This is a genomic window from Streptomyces sp. AHU1 (genome assembly GCF_045343905.1).
Lineage (GTDB): Bacteria > Actinomycetota > Actinomycetes > Streptomycetales > Streptomycetaceae > Streptomyces > Streptomyces triticiradicis.
Window position 1 is genome coordinate 7132640 of the sequence record NZ_CP174283.1, and the last position, 15198, is coordinate 7147837.

The following is a 15198-nucleotide window of genomic DNA, read 5'->3' on the forward strand; positions in this document are numbered from 1 at the left end:
CCATGATCGTCGGCCCCGGGAATTCATGGCGATTCCACCCCGAGTACCCCGGAGGGGTGGGGATTGTCAGTGGCGCGTGCTGTCATGGAGCCATGATCGAAGACATCGAAACCATCGACGAGTTTCTCGCACACCGCGCGTCCGACGTGGAGGACGCCGTCCGCAAGGCCGCTGCCGCCGAGATCATGCCCCGGTTCCGGCAGCTCTCCGCGGACGAGATCGACCAGAAGTCCGGCCCGCACGACCTCGTGACGGACGCCGACCGGCTGGCCGAGAAGCACCTCACCGCGGCCCTCACCGCACTGCTGCCCGGCTCGGTCGTGGTCGGCGAGGAGGCGGTGCACGCCGACCCGGCGGTCTACGAGGCGATACAGGGCACGGCGCCCGTCTGGATCGTCGACCCGGTCGACGGCACCCGGCAGTTCGTGCACGGCGACCCCGGGTTCTGCACCCTGGTGGCGCTCGTGCTGGACGGCGTGGTGCGGGCCTCGTGGACGTACGCGCCCGCCCGTGACCAGTTCGCCACCGCGATCCGGGGGCGGGGGGCCGTGCTCGACGGCGTGCCGCTGCGCTCCGGATCGCCCGAGCCCGGCCGTGACCTCGTCGTCGCGACCTCCCACCCGGACTACACCACGGACGAGCAGAAGCGCGCGCTCCTCGGACTGTGGACCGAGGGCGTCGCCCCGCGCCCGTGCGGTTCGGCCGGCCTGGAGTATCTGGCCATCGCCCGCGGCGAGTTGGACGCGACCGCCTTCTCGTGGGAAGCCGCCTGGGACCACGCCGCCGGGCTGCTGCTGGTCGAGGAGGCGGGCGGCGCCCATCTGACGCTCGACGGCGAGCCGTTCCGTGTCACCGGGGGCAACGCCCTCCCGTTCACGGCCGCCCGGGACGAGGCCACGGCCCGCCGGGTGACCGCCCTGCTCACGGCGCAGCCCGAGTGGGTGGCGGCCCGCGCCTGAGCGGGAGTTCCGTGCCCCGCACGGGTCCGGACCCCCCTTCCCGCGGCCGGCGCACGGCACCGGGCGCTTCCTTCCAACGCCCGGTGCCGTCAAGGCTGTCAGTCCTCCGGCATATCCTGATCCCCAGTGGCCGTCGGCTGACGAAGGAGTCCGAAGGTGCCGTCGATGCTCGATGCGGTCGTGGTGGGTGCGGGGCCGAACGGACTGACGGCTGCCGTGGAGCTGGCCCGCCGGGGCTTCTCGGTGGCCGTGTTCGAGGCCCGCGACACGGTGGGCGGGGGATCGCGCACCGAAGAGCTGACCCTGCCCGGTTTCCGGCACGACCCGTGCGCGGCGGCGCATCCGCTCGGCATCAACTCGCCCGCCTTCCGGGCGATGCCCCTGGAGCGGTACGGACTGGAGTGGCTGCACGCCGATCTCCCCATGGCGCACCCCTTCCCGGACGGCTCGGCGGCGGTGCTCGCGCGGTCCGTGGCCGAGACGGCGGCCTCCTTCGGACCCCGTGACGCGGGCGCCTACCGCAGACTCGTCGCGCCGTTCCTGAGCAAGTGGGACACCCTGGCGCACGACTTCATGTCGCTGCCGCTGACCGCGCTGCCCCGGGACCCCGTCACCCTCGCCCGGTTCGGCCTGGCCGGACTGCCGCCGTCGACCTGGCTGATGCGCCGTTTCCGCGACGAGCGGGCCAAGGCCCTGTTCGCCGGTCTCGTGGCGCACGTCATCGCGCCGCTGGAGGGCGTCGCCACGGGCGCCGTCGGCCTGGTCTTCGCGCTGGCCGCGCACGCCCGGGGCTGGCCCGTGGCGCGCGGCGGCTCCCAGTCCATCGCCGACGCGCTCACCGCGTACCTGAAGGACCTCGGCGGCACCGTCCACACCGACTACGAGGTCAAACGCCTGGACGACCTGCCCCCCGCGCGGGCGTACGTCTTCGACACCTCGCCCGCGGCGCTGGCCCGCATCGCGGGTTTCGGGCACCACTACGAGGGCTACCGCTACGGAGCGGGCGTCTTCAAGATCGACTACGCGCTGGACGGCCCCGTGCCCTGGACCGCCGAGGAGGCCCGCGCCGCCGGGACGGTCCAGGTCGGGGCGAGCCGGGCGGAGATCGGCGCCGCGCTGCGGGCGGCCTCGCGCGAGGGCCGGGCGCCGGACGCGCCGTTCCTGATCACGGTGCAGCCGAGCGTCGTGGACCCGTCCCGTGCCCCCGAGGGCAAGCACGTCTTCTGGGCCTACGGGCATGTCCCGAACGGCTGGACCGGAGACCTCACCGACGCGATCGAGCGCCAGCTGGAGCGGTTCGCGCCGGGCTTCCGCGACCGGGTGCTGGCCCGCGCGACCGCCGGACCGCCCGTCCTCGCGGCCCGCAACGCCAACTACGTGGGCGGCGACATCGCCTGCGGGGCCGCCTCCGGACTCCAGCTCATGCTCCGCCCCAAGCTGTCCCTGTCCCCGTACGGCACCCCGCATCCCGCCGTCTTCCTGTGCTCCTCGGCCACCCCGCCCGGGCCCGGGGTACACGGGATGTCGGGGCACAACGCGGCGAAGGCCGTGTGGAGGAGGCTGAGGGAGTCATGACCACGATCACGCTGGTGCAGGGCGACATCACCCGGCAGAGCGCCGACGCCGTCGTCAACGCGGCGAACTCCTCGCTGCTCGGCGGCGGGGGCGTCGACGGGGCCATCCACCGCCGCGGCGGCCCCGCCATCCTCGCCGAGTGCCGGAAGCTGCGCGCCGGCCACTACGGCAAGGGCCTGCCGACCGGCCGGGCGGTCGCCACGACCGCGGGCGACCTCGACGCCCGCTGGGTGATCCACACCGTGGGCCCCCGCCATTCCCGGGAGGAGGACCGGTCGGAGCTGCTGGCGTCCTGCTACCGGGAGTCGCTGCGGGTCGCCGACGAGCTCGGAGCCCGTACCGTCGCCTTCCCCGCCGTCTCCGCGGGCATCTACGGCTGGCCGATGGACGACGCGGCGCGCATCGCGGTGGAGACCGTCCGGGCCACCGAGACCGACGTCGAGGAGGTCCGCTTCGTGCTCTTCGACGAGCGGGCGTACGACGCGTTCGCCGGACAGCTGGGGTGAACTGCCGGACCCGGACCCGGACCCGGCCCCGGACGCAGGGGACCGGGGGCTGAGCGGACCGCGGTGGTACCGGGTTCCGCCCGGCGGGGCACCGGGCCCGGTCACAAGGGCAGCTCGACCACCAGCGGCCGGTGGTCCGAGACCGGGGTGCGCGGCGCGTGCGCGCCGGTGGCCGCGCCCGCCTCGATCCCGCTGGCCAGCACATGGTCGAGCTGGACGACGGGCCGGTGGGCCGGATAGGTGGGCGTACGGGCCAGGTCCCGCCAGCCGCGCGGCGACGGCGGGGTGCCACCGGGCCGCTCCCGGCGGCCGGCGGCCGGTCCCGCCGGGCCGAGGACCGTCCGTGGAAGCGCGCCGGGCAGATTGAAGTCGCCCAGCAGCACCCGGGGTCCGGGCAGGTCGGCGATCCAGGCGCGGACGGCGAGCAACTGGCGTACGTTCCAGCCGGGCACGAACGACAGGTGCAGCGCCACCACGGTGAACGGCCCGCGGTCTCCCTCCAGCACGGCGGCCAGTGCCGCCCGCGGCTGGTCCCTGGACAGGGTGAGCCCACGGCGTCCGGGCGTCCGCAGCGGCATGGGGACCGGGGCCGGGGCCAGCCGTCGCGCCCTCCAGTGCCGTACGGGCAGCCGGGACAGCAGGGCGACACCGTGCGAGGGCACGCCCTCGCCCGTCCCGCCTCCGCCTTCGCCCGATTCGCCCTCACCCGGCCCGTACACGCGCAGGCCGGGTTCGGACGGCGCCGGGACCCAGCCGCCGTCCGCCTTCGCCGTGCCGTGGAACGCGGACGCGTAACGCCAGTACCGCGCGCCGGACCCCGCGGCGGCCGCCGACGCCTGGTCCACCCCGCCCGAGCGTTCCTGCAGCCGGTCCACTTCCTGCAGCGCCACCACGTCGGCGTCGAGCGAGGCGACGGCCCGGACGAGCGGCGCCTCGGGGCCGCCCGAGTCCCGGACGGAGACGGGTCTGCCCTCCACCAGCGTCCGGCCGTGCAGCACGTTGAACGTCGCGAACCGCACGCGCCCGGAGCGCGCGGGGCCGGGGCGGGCCGACTCGGAAGGTGTCATGACCGCGACCGTACCCGGCGGGAGCAGCGGGCAAGGGCCCGGATTCCCATGTGCCGGGCGACGGCCCGGATTCCCGAGCGCCGGGCGATGTCCCGGGCCGGGCGGTGCCGCGGACCGAGAGCCGGGGGTGTCACAGGGCCGGGTCGATCCGGGCGGTGCCACGGGGCGTGTCCCGGCCGGGTGGTGCCCCGGACGGGGTGGTGTGACCGGCCGCGACACGGACCCGGCAGCGACACGGACCCGGCCCTGTCCCGGACCCGGCCGTGTCGCAGGCCGGGGGTGTCATGAGCCGGAGATGCCACGGCCCGGGGCAGCACAGGCCGGAGCGGCACAGGCCGGGGCGTCGGCCTGTCCTGTCACAAGCCCGGCAGCGTTCCGGCCAGGAGGTGCAGCAGGTCGCTCGTCGCGTCGGCCGCGCCCAGCGCGGGCAGCGCGCCGAGCGCGAGCACGGCCGCGCCGACGGACCTCATGACGGGCGGCGGAGCGGTCTGCAGGGCCGCGATCCGCCGGGTGACGGCGTGTTCGGAGAAGTGCAGGGCGTATCCGGGACGGGCGCGCCGGGAGACAAGGGCGGCGCGCGCCAGGGCGCGCGCCGTCGTGCGCCGGTCGCCGACGGCGGACGCCGCCTCCTCGTCGGCCCACCGCTCCAGCAGGAAGGCGACGGTCTCGCGGACCGGTACGAGCAGCGGGTTCGCCGCGGCGGCCAGGGCCACGGCGGTCGACAGCGCCGCGTGCCGGTGCGTCAGATGGGCGCGTTCGTGGGCGAGCAGGACCCGTCGTTCGGCGGGCTCCAGCGCACCGAGCATCGCGGCCGTGACGAGGATCCGGCCCGGCTTGCCGGGGATCGCGAAGGCGTGCGGGGTCGGCGAGGCGGCGACGACGAGTTCGCTGTCCGGAGGGTGCCCCTCGCACAGCCTGAGCAGGAGCCGACGGGTCGCGATGTGTGCTCGTACAACATGAAGGAGTCGATGGGCGATCATGGCGAGGGCGGCCACCGCCAGTACGGCGACGGTCTCCGGGACGGGCTCGGGCAGCACCCGGCCCTCCTCGCCGGCCTCGGCGATCACCGCCGGAGCCTGGTCGATCAGAGTGGCCCCGAGCAACAGCAGGGCCCAGGTGGACGCGGCCGCGGTCAGCGCGGCGGCCGTGACCAGGACGCGGGCCGCCAGGGCGGGCGACACCCGTCTGCCGACTCCCGGGGCGATCGAGGTGAGGAGCAGCGCCAGCACGAGCGGGACATAGACGTCGATCCTCATGGCCCGTTCCCTCCGAGGAGGTCGCGGAGGGCCGCCTCCTCCTGACGGCTGAGGCCGGTCACGAACTGCTGGAGGGCCGCGATCGGGTCGGGCCCGCGGTCCAGCGCCTCGTGCATGGCCTCGGCGGTCAGCTGGGCGGCGTCCTTGGCGGGCCGGTACGCGCCGCGCCGGCCGTCGACGTCCCGGAGCACGAGTCCCTTGTCGTACAGACGTTTGAGGATGGTGTGCACCGTGTTGTAGGCGAGTCCGCCGCCGATCTCGGCCTGGATCTCGGCGGGTGTCAGCGCGTCGGCGGTGGCCCACAGGGTGGCGAGGACTTCGCTCTCCAGTTCGCCCGCGCTGCGCCGTTCCGCCCGCCCGTGGGGACCTGTGCCAGCCATGCCCGTCACCTTACCGTGCGTAGCCAAGTCCGAGGCGGCGCCGATTCCGGGCGTACGCCCGGGGAGCGCGGGGGCGCGTACCGCTCCGGGTGCCTCCTCGGGTGCGCGTCCTGTCCGGCGTCTTCTCCCGGTGGGCGGTAGTTTGTCCATGATTCCCCGGCTCCCGGCCCGACCCTACACCTTGTAGGGTTGAGAAACCCTACAAGGTGTAGGGCTGAAGGGTGGACGATGGCCAAGACCCTGAACGTCCCGCTCATCGGCACCCGGCGGCCCGGACCGCCGGACGGGACGGCCCGTGCGTCCCGGCGCCCCGGTGGCCAGGTCCCGCTCGCCCTGGTCGCGGCCGGCTTCACCCTGGCCCAGCTGGTCCTCGTGCACCCCGGAACGGGCCTCGGCTGGGACGAGACCGTGTACGTCAGCCAGGTCTCCCCGCACGCCCCCACGGCGTTCTTCAGCGCGCCACGGGCCCGCGGGGTCTCCCTGCTCGTGGCGCCGGTGGCCTCCTGGTCGTCCTCCACCGCCCTGCTGCGGGTCTATCTCGCGCTGCTCTCCGGACTCGGCCTGTTCGTGGCCCTGCGCGTCTGGCGCGGACTGTTCCCGGTGCGGGTCCTCGCCCTGGCGGGCGCCCTGTTCGCGACGCTGTGGGTGACCCTCTTCTACGGCCCGCAGGCCATGCCCAACCACTGGGTCGCGATCGGCGCCCTGGTCTGCGTCGGGTGTTTCCTGCGGGCGCACGCGGGAGGCCGCGCCCTCGCGGCGCTGTGGGGGACCGGACTCGGCGCCGCGCTGATGGCGTGGATGCGGCCCCCCGACGCGGTCTGGGTGACGCTGCCCCTGCTCGTCCTCGCCGTGGCGGCCCCCCGGCGGCGGCGGGTCCGGCCCCTGCTCGCGCTCCTCGGGGGTCTGCTGGCCGGGGCGGCGGAGTGGATCGTCGAGGCGTACGTCTCGTACGGAGGCCTGGGCCAACGGCTCGCCGACGGTTCGCGCATCCAGGGCGGCCTCGGCTGGAACATCGCGGTCGGCGACCAGGTGCGCGGTCTCGGCGGGCGCGTGCTGTGCCGGCCCTGCACCGGCGGGATGCCGAACCCCGTGGTGACGGCGTGGTGGTTCGTCCTGCCGCTGATCGCCGCCCTCGGTCTGGTGATCGCCGTCAGGGCCCGCCGTCCGGCACCCACCCTGCTGCTCCTGGCCTGCGCCACGACAGCCGGGATCCCGTACCTCTTCATGATCGGATACGCGGCTCCGCGCTTCCTGCTGCCCCTCTACGCCCTCGTCGCGATCCCCGTCGCCGACGCCCTGGTCCATCTGGTCACCGTCCCCGGCGGGCGGTGGCGGCCGGTGCTCGTGACGCTGGTGGCCGCCGGTCTCGCCGGACATCTGGCCGTGCAGTTCGCGGTGCTGGAGACCACGGTCCGGCGCGCCGCCGACAGTCACCACGGCTGGGCGGTGACGGCGGCGGAACTGCACCGGCTCGGTGTACGGCCGCCCTGCGCGCTGGCCGGCCGTCAGTCCGTCCCCATCGCCTTCTACGCGGGCTGCTCCTCCGTGGCGACCAGCGGGCACAACGCCAACGCCACCGCGGCGGGCATCACGCGTTCCGCCCGGCACATGCCGGTCGCCGTCATCACGGCTCCGGGAGGCGAGCCGCCCGGATACGCCCGCGCCTGGGCGCACCGTCGCGCCGGTGACGTCGACATCCGCGTGTCTCCGGGTGTGGGGAGCCGTACGCCGTGATCCTTCCGCCGAAGACGCCTTCACCCGCGGGCGGGGCACGGACGGCCCGCGGCGGCCGGACGGCCGGTCCCGGCCGGCCCTCCGGCGGCGAACCGGCGGGCGGTCCGACGCGCGTCCCGGCCGGGAGCGGGCGGCCCGGCGGCGCACCGGTGTCCGTCGCGGGCCCCGGGCCGACGGCCGACGGCCCGGGGACGCCACCGCCCGAGCCGGTGTCCTGCCCGGGCGGGCCGTCGTCCCCCGTGCCGGCCCACGACGGGGGGACGGGCACCGGGCGACAGCTGTCCGTGCGGGACGGGCGGGTGGGCCGGCACGCCTGGCTCTCCCTGCTCGTGCTGGTGTGCGCCGCCTTCCTCGCCCACCGGCACTGGCCGGTGATCGAGGCGGGAGCCGGCCGGCTCGCCCACGCCGACCGGGGCTGGCTGCTGGTGGCGGCCGTCGCCACCCTGGCCACCTGGGCGTGCTCCGCCCTCGCCCAGCAGGGCGCGGTGCCGGAGCCGCTGCCGGCCGGACGACTGGTGGCGGTGCAGTTCGCGGCCGCCGCCGCCAACCACGTGCTGCCCTCGGGGCTCGGCGCGGGCGCCGTCAATCTCCGCTTCCTGACCCGGTGCGGACTGCCCCTCGCCCGTTCCGCGACCGCGCTCGCGGTCAAGGCCTGCGCCGGAACCGTCGTACGCGCCTGTCTGATCGGCGGGCTCGCCCTGGCCTGCCCCGGCGCGCTCCGTCCGCCCCGGCTGACGGCGAGCGCCTGGACCGTGGCCGCCTGGACGGCCGTCGCCGTGGCGGCCGCCGTCGCCGCGGCCCTCCTCGCCGGACCGCTGCGGCGGGTGCTGCGCCGTGTGCTCCTGGACGTCCGCGCCGTGCACGAACTCCCCGCGCGGGCCGCCGCGCTGTGGGGCGGCTCGCTCGCCTTCGCCGCGTTGCACACCACCGTGGTGGTCACCGTCGCGCAGGCCGTCGGTCTGCCGCCGTCACCGGCCCGGGTGGCCCTCGCCTACCTCGCCGCGAGCAGCGCCGCCGTCCTGCTGCCCACCCCGGGCGGTCTCGGCTCCCTGGACGCCGCCCTCGCGCTGGCCCTCACGCTCGCCGGGGCGCCCGGCGCCGCGGCGGCGTCGACCGTGCTCGGCTACCGGCTGCTCACCGTGTGGCTCCCGCTGCTTCCCGGGCTGGTGGCGCTGGGCGTGCTGATCCGCCGCCGGGTGCTGTGAACGAGGCCGGAGCCCTCGTCCCGGGGCCCGCGCCGAGCACGTGGTGGTCCTCGACGACCGGGATCCGTCGGTGCGTACGGCCCGCTCAGCCGCTCCTCGTGAGCCGGGGCGCGAGGAGCAGGACTCCGAGCCGCGACGCGGCCAGCGGGTGCCCCGACACGTCGGGGAGTATCCGCAGGGCCGCCGTCATCGCCATCGCGACCAGCGTGCCGACGAGCACACCGACCGCGACGTCGTGCGGGTAGTGCGCCCCCACCCAGACCCGGGAAGCGGCCATCGCGCCCGCGGCGACGACGGCGACGGCGCCGAGGCGGCGCGAGACGGAGAGGAGCGCGACGGCCACCGCGGCCGCGATCGCCGCGTGATTGCTGGGGAACGACCAGTCGCCCGGCGCCGGGCAGGCCTCCAGCGTCACCACCCGCAGGCTCCGGCAGGGCCGGTCCTCGCGCACCAGCAGCTTCACGCCGAGGTCCACCCCGTACGCCACGACCACGACGAGAGGCACGGCGAGCGCGGCCAGTGCCGCGCCGGGGCTCTCGCGCCGTGCCCGCCACCAGCCCAGCACCATCAGGACGGCGAACAGTCCGAGCCCGTACGTCGACCAGAAGGACACCAGGCCGTCGAGCCACGCGGGGGAGTGCGCGGCGAGACCGGTCACGTACCGGTAGGCGGAGCCGTCGACCGAGGATCCGTCGAAGGCCAGGATCATCCCCGGACCTCCTCCTCGCTCGTGGCGCCCCGCCGGCGCGAGCGGTACAGCTCGGCGGCGAGGGGGGCCAGGGACACCAGCACGATGACCGCGACGATCGGGAGCAGGTAGCGGTCCACGTTCGGGATCGAGGAGCCCAGCGCGTACCCGGCGAGGGTGAGGCCGAGACTCCAGACGAGGCCGCCGGCCACCTGCCACACGGTGAAGGTCCGCGCCGGCACGCCGAGGGCGCCCGCCATCGGGTTCAGCACCGTGCGCACGACGGGCACGAAGCGGGCCAGCACGATCGCCTTGGCGTGGCCGTACCGCTCCAGGAGTTCCTCGGCGCGGTGCGTGCCCGACCGCAGGCGGGGGGAGGAGGAGCGGGCGAGCAGGGCGCCGCCCGCCTTCCGGCCGATCAGGTAACCGGTCTGGGCGCCGGCCAGCGCGCCCGCGGCCGCGGCGATCAGCAGGGGAGGGAGCGACAGCTTCACGCCGTTCTGCCCCGATCCGGTGCAGAGCAGGCCCGCCGTGAACAGCAGTGAGTCGCCCGGCAGGAAGAAACCGATCAACAGGCCGGTCTCCGCGAACATCACCACGCCCACCCCCAGCACACCGAAGGCGGCGAGCAGGGACCGGGCGCTGAGAACATTCACGGCGAGGTCGGACGCCGTGAACAATGGTGCGGTCATCGTCGCGGTCCCTCTCATACTGGAAGGGGCGGGCACGGTCGAGACCCGCGCCCGACTGACTACAATTCTGTAGACGGTCTACTGAACTGTAGACGATGGTGGGGTGAGGATCGTTCCCATGAGCAGTGACAAGGACGAGCGCCGGCCTGCGGGCGAGCTGGAGGCCAGCGTGATGGCGGCTCTGTGGGCCGCGGGCGTGCCGCTCACGCCGGGACGCGTGCAGAGCGAGCTGGACTCGGGTCTGGCCCGCACGACGGTGACGACGATCCTTTCCCGGCTGCACGAGAAGGGCATCGTCGGCCGCGAGCGGCTGGGCCGGGGCTACGCGTACTTCCCCGTCCAGGACCCGCACGGCCTCACCGCGCGCCGCATGCACACCGAACTCGACCGCGACGACGACCGCGAGACCGCGCTGGCCCGTTTCGTCGCCCAGCTCAGTCCCGACGACGAGCGGCTCCTGCGGGACCTGCTGGAGCCGGACCTCGGCGTGCGTCCGGAGCCGGGTGGGGAATGATCCTCCTCCTGACGGTCCCCCTGCTGGTCCCCTTCGCGCTGGGGCCGCTGGCCCGCCGCTGCCTGGACCGGCTCACCCCGGTGGCCGCCCTGTGGTCGGTGACCCTCGCGCTCGTCGTGCTGGCCGGCGCCTCCGTGGCCGCGCTGGGCGCGTTCGTCCTGACGGGGCTGCTCAAGGTGCCCCTGCTCGCCGGCCTCGGTGACCTCGTCCATCCGTTGCGCACGGCCTCGGACCTCGTCGTCCTGCCCGCGGCCGCCGCCGCGACGGGTGTGCTCACCGTCGGCGCCTGGACCGTCGTCCGCTCGGCCGTGCGCCAGCTGCGCGCCTTCCGCACCGCGCGCAGCCAGGCCGACCGCCGTCCCGCCGCGGGCGACCTGTGCGTCATCGAATCGCCGCACCCCGACGCCTACGCGCTCCCGGGACGGCCGCACCGCATCGTCGTCACCACCGCGATGCTGCGCAGCCTCGGCGCCGACGAGCGCGAGGCCCTCTTCGCCCACGAGCGGGCCCACAACGCGGGCGGCCACCACCGCTTCCTCGTCGTGGCCGAACTCGCGGCCCACTGCCACCCGGGTCTGCGTACGGTCCGCGCGACCGTCGCGCTCGCGGCGGAGCGCGCCGCGGACGAGGCGGCGGCCCTCGCCGTGGGGGACCGGCGGCTGATCGCGCGGGCCATCGCCCGCGCCGCCCTGGCCACCGGCGAGGCCCGCCGCGAGCGCCCCGGCTTCGCCCCCGCGGCCACCACGGGCCCCGTCCCCCAGCGGGTCGCCGCCCTTCTGGCCGCCGCTCCCCGGCACCGCCCCCGCGCCGCCGCCCTGGCCGCTCTCCTCCTCGCCGTCTGCGCCGCCGTCTCGGCCGGGGCGTCGGGGGCGGGTGTCGTCTCCTTCCACCACGAGGTGGAGGTCGCGCAGGGCGAGGAGGCCCGTTGACGCGGCTCGCGCGGGCCGCAGGCCGGGCAAGGTTGATGTCGGATTCCTGCCAGCCCCGCCCCCCGGCGTACCCGATGCTTGAGGCATGCGGAACGGGATGCACACGGACACGGAGCGCTGCGTGCGTGCCGTCCAGTCGAAGGACGCGCGCTTCGACGGATGGTTCTTCACCGCGGTGACGACGACGAGGATCTACTGCCGGCCCAGCTGCCCGGTCGTGCCGCCCAAGCCCCGGAACATGACCTTCTACCCGAGCGCCGCCGCCTGTCAGCAGGCCGGGTTCCGGGCCTGCAAGCGGTGCCGCCCGGACACCAGTCCCGGCTCCCCCGAATGGAACCACCGGGCCGATCTGGTGGCCCGCGCGGTGCGGCTGATCGGCGACGGGGTCGTCGACCGCGACGGTGTCCCGGGCCTGGCCGCCCGGCTCGGCTACAGCACCCGCCAGATCGAGCGGCAGCTCCTGGCCGAACTGGGCGCGGGCCCCCTGGCGCTCGCCCGTGCGCAGAGGGCCCGGACGGCCCGGCTGCTCATCGAGACGACACCGCTCCCGATGGCCGAGGTCGCCTTCGCCGCCGGCTTCTCCTCCATCCGCGCCTTCAACGACACGGTCCGCGAGGTCTTCGCGCTGTCCCCGAGCGAGCTGCGCGCCCGCCTGCCCAGGAACCGGGCCGGCGCGACGGCCGCAGCCCCGGGCATGCCGGGCGCGCTGAACCTCCGGCTCCCCTTCCGCGCCCCGCTCAACCCCGACAACCTCTTCGGGCACCTCGCGGCGACCGCCGTACCCGGGGTGGAGGAGTGGCGCGACGGCGCGTACCGGCGGACCCTGCGACTGCCGTACGGACACGGCGTCGCCGCCCTGACACCGATGCCGGACCACATCGCGTGCCGCCTGGCCCTCAGCGACCTGCGTGACCTGTCCGTCGCGATCAGCCGCTGCCGCCGTCTGCTGGACCTGGACGCCGACCCCGTGGCGGTCGACGACCAGCTGCGTACGGATCCGCTGCTGGCACCGCTGGTCGACAAGGCCCCCGGCCGCCGGGTGCCGCGCACGGTCGACGAGGCCGAGTTCGCCGTACGGGCGGTGCTGGGGCAGCAGGTCTCCACGGCCGCCGCGCGCACCCACGCCGCCCGCCTGGTCACCGCGTACGGCGATCCGGTCGACGACCCCGAAGGCGGCCTCACCCACCTCTTCCCCTCGCCCCGGGCGCTCGCCGCGATCGACCCCGAGTCGCTCGCGATGCCCCGCACCCGGCGCACCACCTTCACCACGCTGGTGAGCCGACTCGCCGCAGGGGAACTGCACTTGGGAGTGGAGAGCGACTGGGAGCAGGCGCGGGCCGAGCTCCTGGCGCTCCCCGGCTTCGGCCCCTGGACCGTCGACGTGATCGCGATGCGCGCCCTCGGGGACCCGGACGCCTTCCTCCCCACCGACCTCGGGATCCGTTACGCCGCCAAGGAGTTGGGACTCCCGTCCACGCCCGCCGCGCTGACGGCCCGTGCCGCGGCCTGGCGTCCCTGGAGGGCCTACGCGGTCCAGTACCTGTGGGCGACCGGCAGCCACCCGATCAACTTCCTGCCGGGGCGGAACGGCGCCCCGCACCCGCCGGAGGCCACGAAGCCCGCCCCCCGTACGACACCGCCACGCGCGCGTGCTCCACGCACCCCGGCCGCCCGCGCCCAGGACTCCACCCGCACTTCACGCACCAAGGACGCCCAGTGAAACGGCACACGGTCATCGACAGTCCCTACGACCCCCTCACCCTCGTCGCCGACGACGACGGCGTCCTGTGCGGCCTCTACGTGGTCGGTCAGCGCCACCGCCCGCCGCAGGAGAGCTTCGGCGAGCGCGACGACACCCTCTTCGACGAGGCGACGGAACAGCTGAACGCCTACTTCGAGGGCGAGTTGAAGGAGTTCACCGTCCAACTGCGCCTGATCGGGACGCCCTTCCAGCGCAGCGTGTGGGACCAGCTGCGGCGGATCCCCTACGGCGAGACCCGGTCGTACGGCGAACTCGCCGAAGCCCTGGGCAACACGGGCGCCTCTCGCGCGGTCGGCCTCGCCAACGGCAAGAACCCGATCGGGATCATCGTGCCCTGCCATCGCGTGATCGGCGCGGGCGGGAGCCTCACCGGCTACGGCGGCGGGCTGGACCGCAAGAGGCGGCTCCTCGATCTGGAGAGCGGATCGGCACTCTTCTGACCGCTCCCGTCCGCCCCCCCCCACGCCCGCCCGCCGGGCCGCCGGACACCCCGGCCGCCCGGCCGGCGGAGCGGTTCCGGCGGCGGTTCGCGGCGGTTCGCGGCGACACGCGACACGGGTCGGTGACGAGCGGGAACCCTCACGGAGCCGGGGTCGTCTGAACCGCTATGAAGATCTCCTTTCTGATCCACAGCGCCTACGGGATAGGGGGCACGATCACCACCACCTTCAATCTGGCCCGTGCGCTCGCCGCACGGCACGAGGTGGAGATCGTCTCCGTGCTGCGCAACCGTGAGCACCCGTTGCTGTCCCTGGACCCCCGGGTCTCGCTGCGGTCACTGGTGGATCTGAGACGGGAGAAGGAACATCCGTCGCACCTGAGACCGGCGCGGGTCTTCCCCCGCGCCGAGTACCGCTACCGGGAGTACAGCGAGCTGACCGACCGGCGGATAGGCGAGTGGCTCGCGGGGACCGACGCCGACGTGGTGATCGGGACCAGGCCCGGGCTCAACGTGCACCTCGCGCTCCAGGCCCCGCGGCACGTCGCGCGCGTCGGTCAGGAGCACCTCACCCTGGACAGGCATCCGCCCCGGCTGCGTTCCGCCCTGCGCCGGGCCTATCGCCGGCTCGACACGCTCACCACGGTGACCGAGGCGGACGCCGCCGCCTACCGGCGCAGGATGCACCTGCCCGGAGTCCGGGTGGAGGCACTTCCGAACAGCGTGCCGGATCCCGTGCTGCCACCCGCCGACGGCACCGCGAAGGTGATCGTCGCGGCCGGCCGGCTGGTCCCCGTCAAACGCTACGACCTGCTCATCGAGGCCTTCGCCCTGATCGCCGCCGATTGCCCCGGCTGGCAACTGCGCATATACGGCAAGGGCGAGGAGCACGACCGGCTGCGACGGCTCGTCACCGACCTCGGCCTGTACGACCGGGTCCTCCTGATGGGCGCGGTGACCCCCATGGAGGCGGAGTGGGTCAAGGGCTCGATCGCGGTGGCGGCCTCCGACTCCGAGGCGTTCGGCATGACCATCGTCGAGGCGATGAGCTGCGGTCTGCCGGTGGTGAGCACCGACTGCCCCCACGGACCGGGCGAGATCATCGAGGACGGCGTCGACGGCCGGCTGGTGCCGGTCGGAGACCGTGACGCGCTCGGCGCGGCACTGCGGGAAGCGGTCCGCGACGACGAGTGGCGCCTGCGCGCGGGCCGTGCCGCCCGCAAGAACGCGCGGCGCTTCGCTCCAGGGCCCGTCGTCACCCAGGCGGAACGATTGCTCACCGAGGCCGTGGCGGCGAGGAGGGCGGGGCGGCCGGTCCTGCGGGAACGCCCGGGGGTGCGCCGTGCCCTGGCCGGCCGGGGCTTCGCGCTACGCGACATCGCGCGCGGCGCGGCCGGCCGCGTGCTGCGCGCCCTGCGGAGGCGAGGATGACCACCGACGGGACGAGCACGGACAGCACGAGCACCGACAGGACGAGCACGGACAGGACGAG

Annotated in this window: 15 protein-coding genes; 10 read left to right on the top strand and 5 right to left on the bottom strand. The window is 75.1% G+C overall.

Going from position 1 to position 15198, the window contains the following annotated elements:
* The first annotated feature begins 92 nt into the window (after window positions 1–92).
* The 3 genes from ACICHK_RS31595 to ACICHK_RS31605 all read left to right on the top strand — a co-directional run bounded on the left by ACICHK_RS31595 (window position 93) and on the right by ACICHK_RS31605 (window position 3040).
* Window positions 93–959, top strand: coding sequence for an inositol monophosphatase family protein (locus tag ACICHK_RS31595; RefSeq protein WP_406839544.1), 867 nt, complete (start codon window positions 93–95; stop codon window positions 957–959).
* A 165-nt stretch (window positions 960–1124) separates the two neighbouring features.
* Window positions 1125–2534, top strand: a complete 1410-nt coding sequence (locus tag ACICHK_RS31600; RefSeq protein WP_151473775.1) for an NAD(P)/FAD-dependent oxidoreductase — start codon at window positions 1125–1127, stop codon at window positions 2532–2534.
* Window positions 2531–3040, top strand: a complete 510-nt coding sequence (locus ACICHK_RS31605; protein WP_151473774.1) for an O-acetyl-ADP-ribose deacetylase — start codon at window positions 2531–2533, stop codon at window positions 3038–3040. Before ACICHK_RS31600 ends, ACICHK_RS31605 begins: the two co-directional genes overlap by 4 nt.
* Before the next feature lie 101 nt (window positions 3041–3141).
* On the opposite strand, the gene ACICHK_RS31610 is transcribed toward ACICHK_RS31605, so the two are convergent.
* The 3 genes from ACICHK_RS31610 to ACICHK_RS31620 form a co-directional block, all read right to left on the bottom strand.
* Entirely contained in the window at window positions 3142–4107 is a 966-nt protein-coding gene (locus ACICHK_RS31610; RefSeq protein ID WP_406839545.1) for an endonuclease/exonuclease/phosphatase family protein, read from the bottom strand.
* A gap of 356 nt (window positions 4108–4463) precedes the next feature.
* Window positions 4464–5363: a M48 family metalloprotease gene (locus ACICHK_RS31615; RefSeq protein ID WP_406839546.1), complete on the bottom strand. Its 900-nt coding sequence runs from the start codon at window positions 5361–5363 to the stop codon at window positions 4464–4466.
* Entirely contained in the window at window positions 5360–5743 is a 384-nt protein-coding gene (locus ACICHK_RS31620) for a BlaI/MecI/CopY family transcriptional regulator (protein ID WP_151473772.1), read from the bottom strand. Before ACICHK_RS31620 ends, ACICHK_RS31615 begins: the two co-directional genes overlap by 4 nt.
* Before the next feature lie 228 nt (window positions 5744–5971).
* Here ACICHK_RS31620 and ACICHK_RS31625 point away from each other — a divergent pair, with 228 nt between their 5' ends.
* A complete protein-coding gene (locus ACICHK_RS31625) occupies window positions 5972–7477 on the top strand; it encodes a hypothetical protein (RefSeq protein ID WP_406839547.1) in 1506 nt (501 codons plus the stop codon).
* 278 nt (window positions 7478–7755) lie between these two features.
* Entirely contained in the window at window positions 7756–8682 is a 927-nt protein-coding gene (locus ACICHK_RS31630; RefSeq protein ID WP_406841361.1) for a lysylphosphatidylglycerol synthase domain-containing protein, read from the top strand.
* A gap of 85 nt (window positions 8683–8767) precedes the next feature.
* On the opposite strand, the gene ACICHK_RS31635 is transcribed toward ACICHK_RS31630, so the two are convergent.
* Both ACICHK_RS31635 and ACICHK_RS31640 read right to left on the bottom strand, forming a co-directional pair.
* Complete coding sequence (locus ACICHK_RS31635; RefSeq protein ID WP_406839548.1) at window positions 8768–9391, bottom strand: phosphatase PAP2 family protein; 624 nt, start codon at window positions 9389–9391, stop codon at window positions 8768–8770.
* The gene (locus ACICHK_RS31640; RefSeq protein WP_406839549.1) at window positions 9388–10062 is read right to left on the bottom strand and encodes a DedA family protein; all 675 of its coding nucleotides are present in this window, start codon (window positions 10060–10062) and stop codon (window positions 9388–9390) included. Before ACICHK_RS31640 ends, ACICHK_RS31635 begins: the two co-directional genes overlap by 4 nt.
* Before the next feature lie 118 nt (window positions 10063–10180).
* Between ACICHK_RS31640 and ACICHK_RS31645 the strand changes: the two genes are divergently transcribed.
* The 5 genes from ACICHK_RS31645 to ACICHK_RS31665 all read left to right on the top strand — a co-directional run bounded on the left by ACICHK_RS31645 (window position 10181) and on the right by ACICHK_RS31665 (window position 15137).
* Window positions 10181–10576, top strand: a complete 396-nt coding sequence (locus tag ACICHK_RS31645; protein ID WP_151474687.1) for a BlaI/MecI/CopY family transcriptional regulator — start codon at window positions 10181–10183, stop codon at window positions 10574–10576.
* Window positions 10573–11505 carry a M48 family metalloprotease gene (locus tag ACICHK_RS31650; protein ID WP_406839550.1) on the top strand — a complete coding sequence of 311 codons (933 nt, stop codon included), beginning with the start codon at window positions 10573–10575 and terminating at the stop codon, window positions 11503–11505. Before ACICHK_RS31645 ends, ACICHK_RS31650 begins: the two co-directional genes overlap by 4 nt.
* 85 nt (window positions 11506–11590) lie before the next feature.
* Window positions 11591–13225 (top strand): AlkA N-terminal domain-containing protein, encoded by a 1635-nt coding sequence (locus tag ACICHK_RS31655; protein ID WP_406839551.1) that lies wholly within the window; start codon window positions 11591–11593, stop codon window positions 13223–13225.
* Entirely contained in the window at window positions 13222–13707 is a 486-nt protein-coding gene (locus ACICHK_RS31660; protein WP_151474689.1) for a methylated-DNA--[protein]-cysteine S-methyltransferase, read from the top strand. The genes ACICHK_RS31655 and ACICHK_RS31660 overlap by 4 nt, the downstream gene beginning before the upstream one ends.
* Window positions 13708–13874: 167 nt before the next feature.
* Window positions 13875–15137, top strand: a complete 1263-nt coding sequence (locus ACICHK_RS31665) for a glycosyltransferase family 4 protein (protein WP_406839552.1) — start codon at window positions 13875–13877, stop codon at window positions 15135–15137.
* Window positions 15138–15198 lie beyond the last annotated feature (61 nt).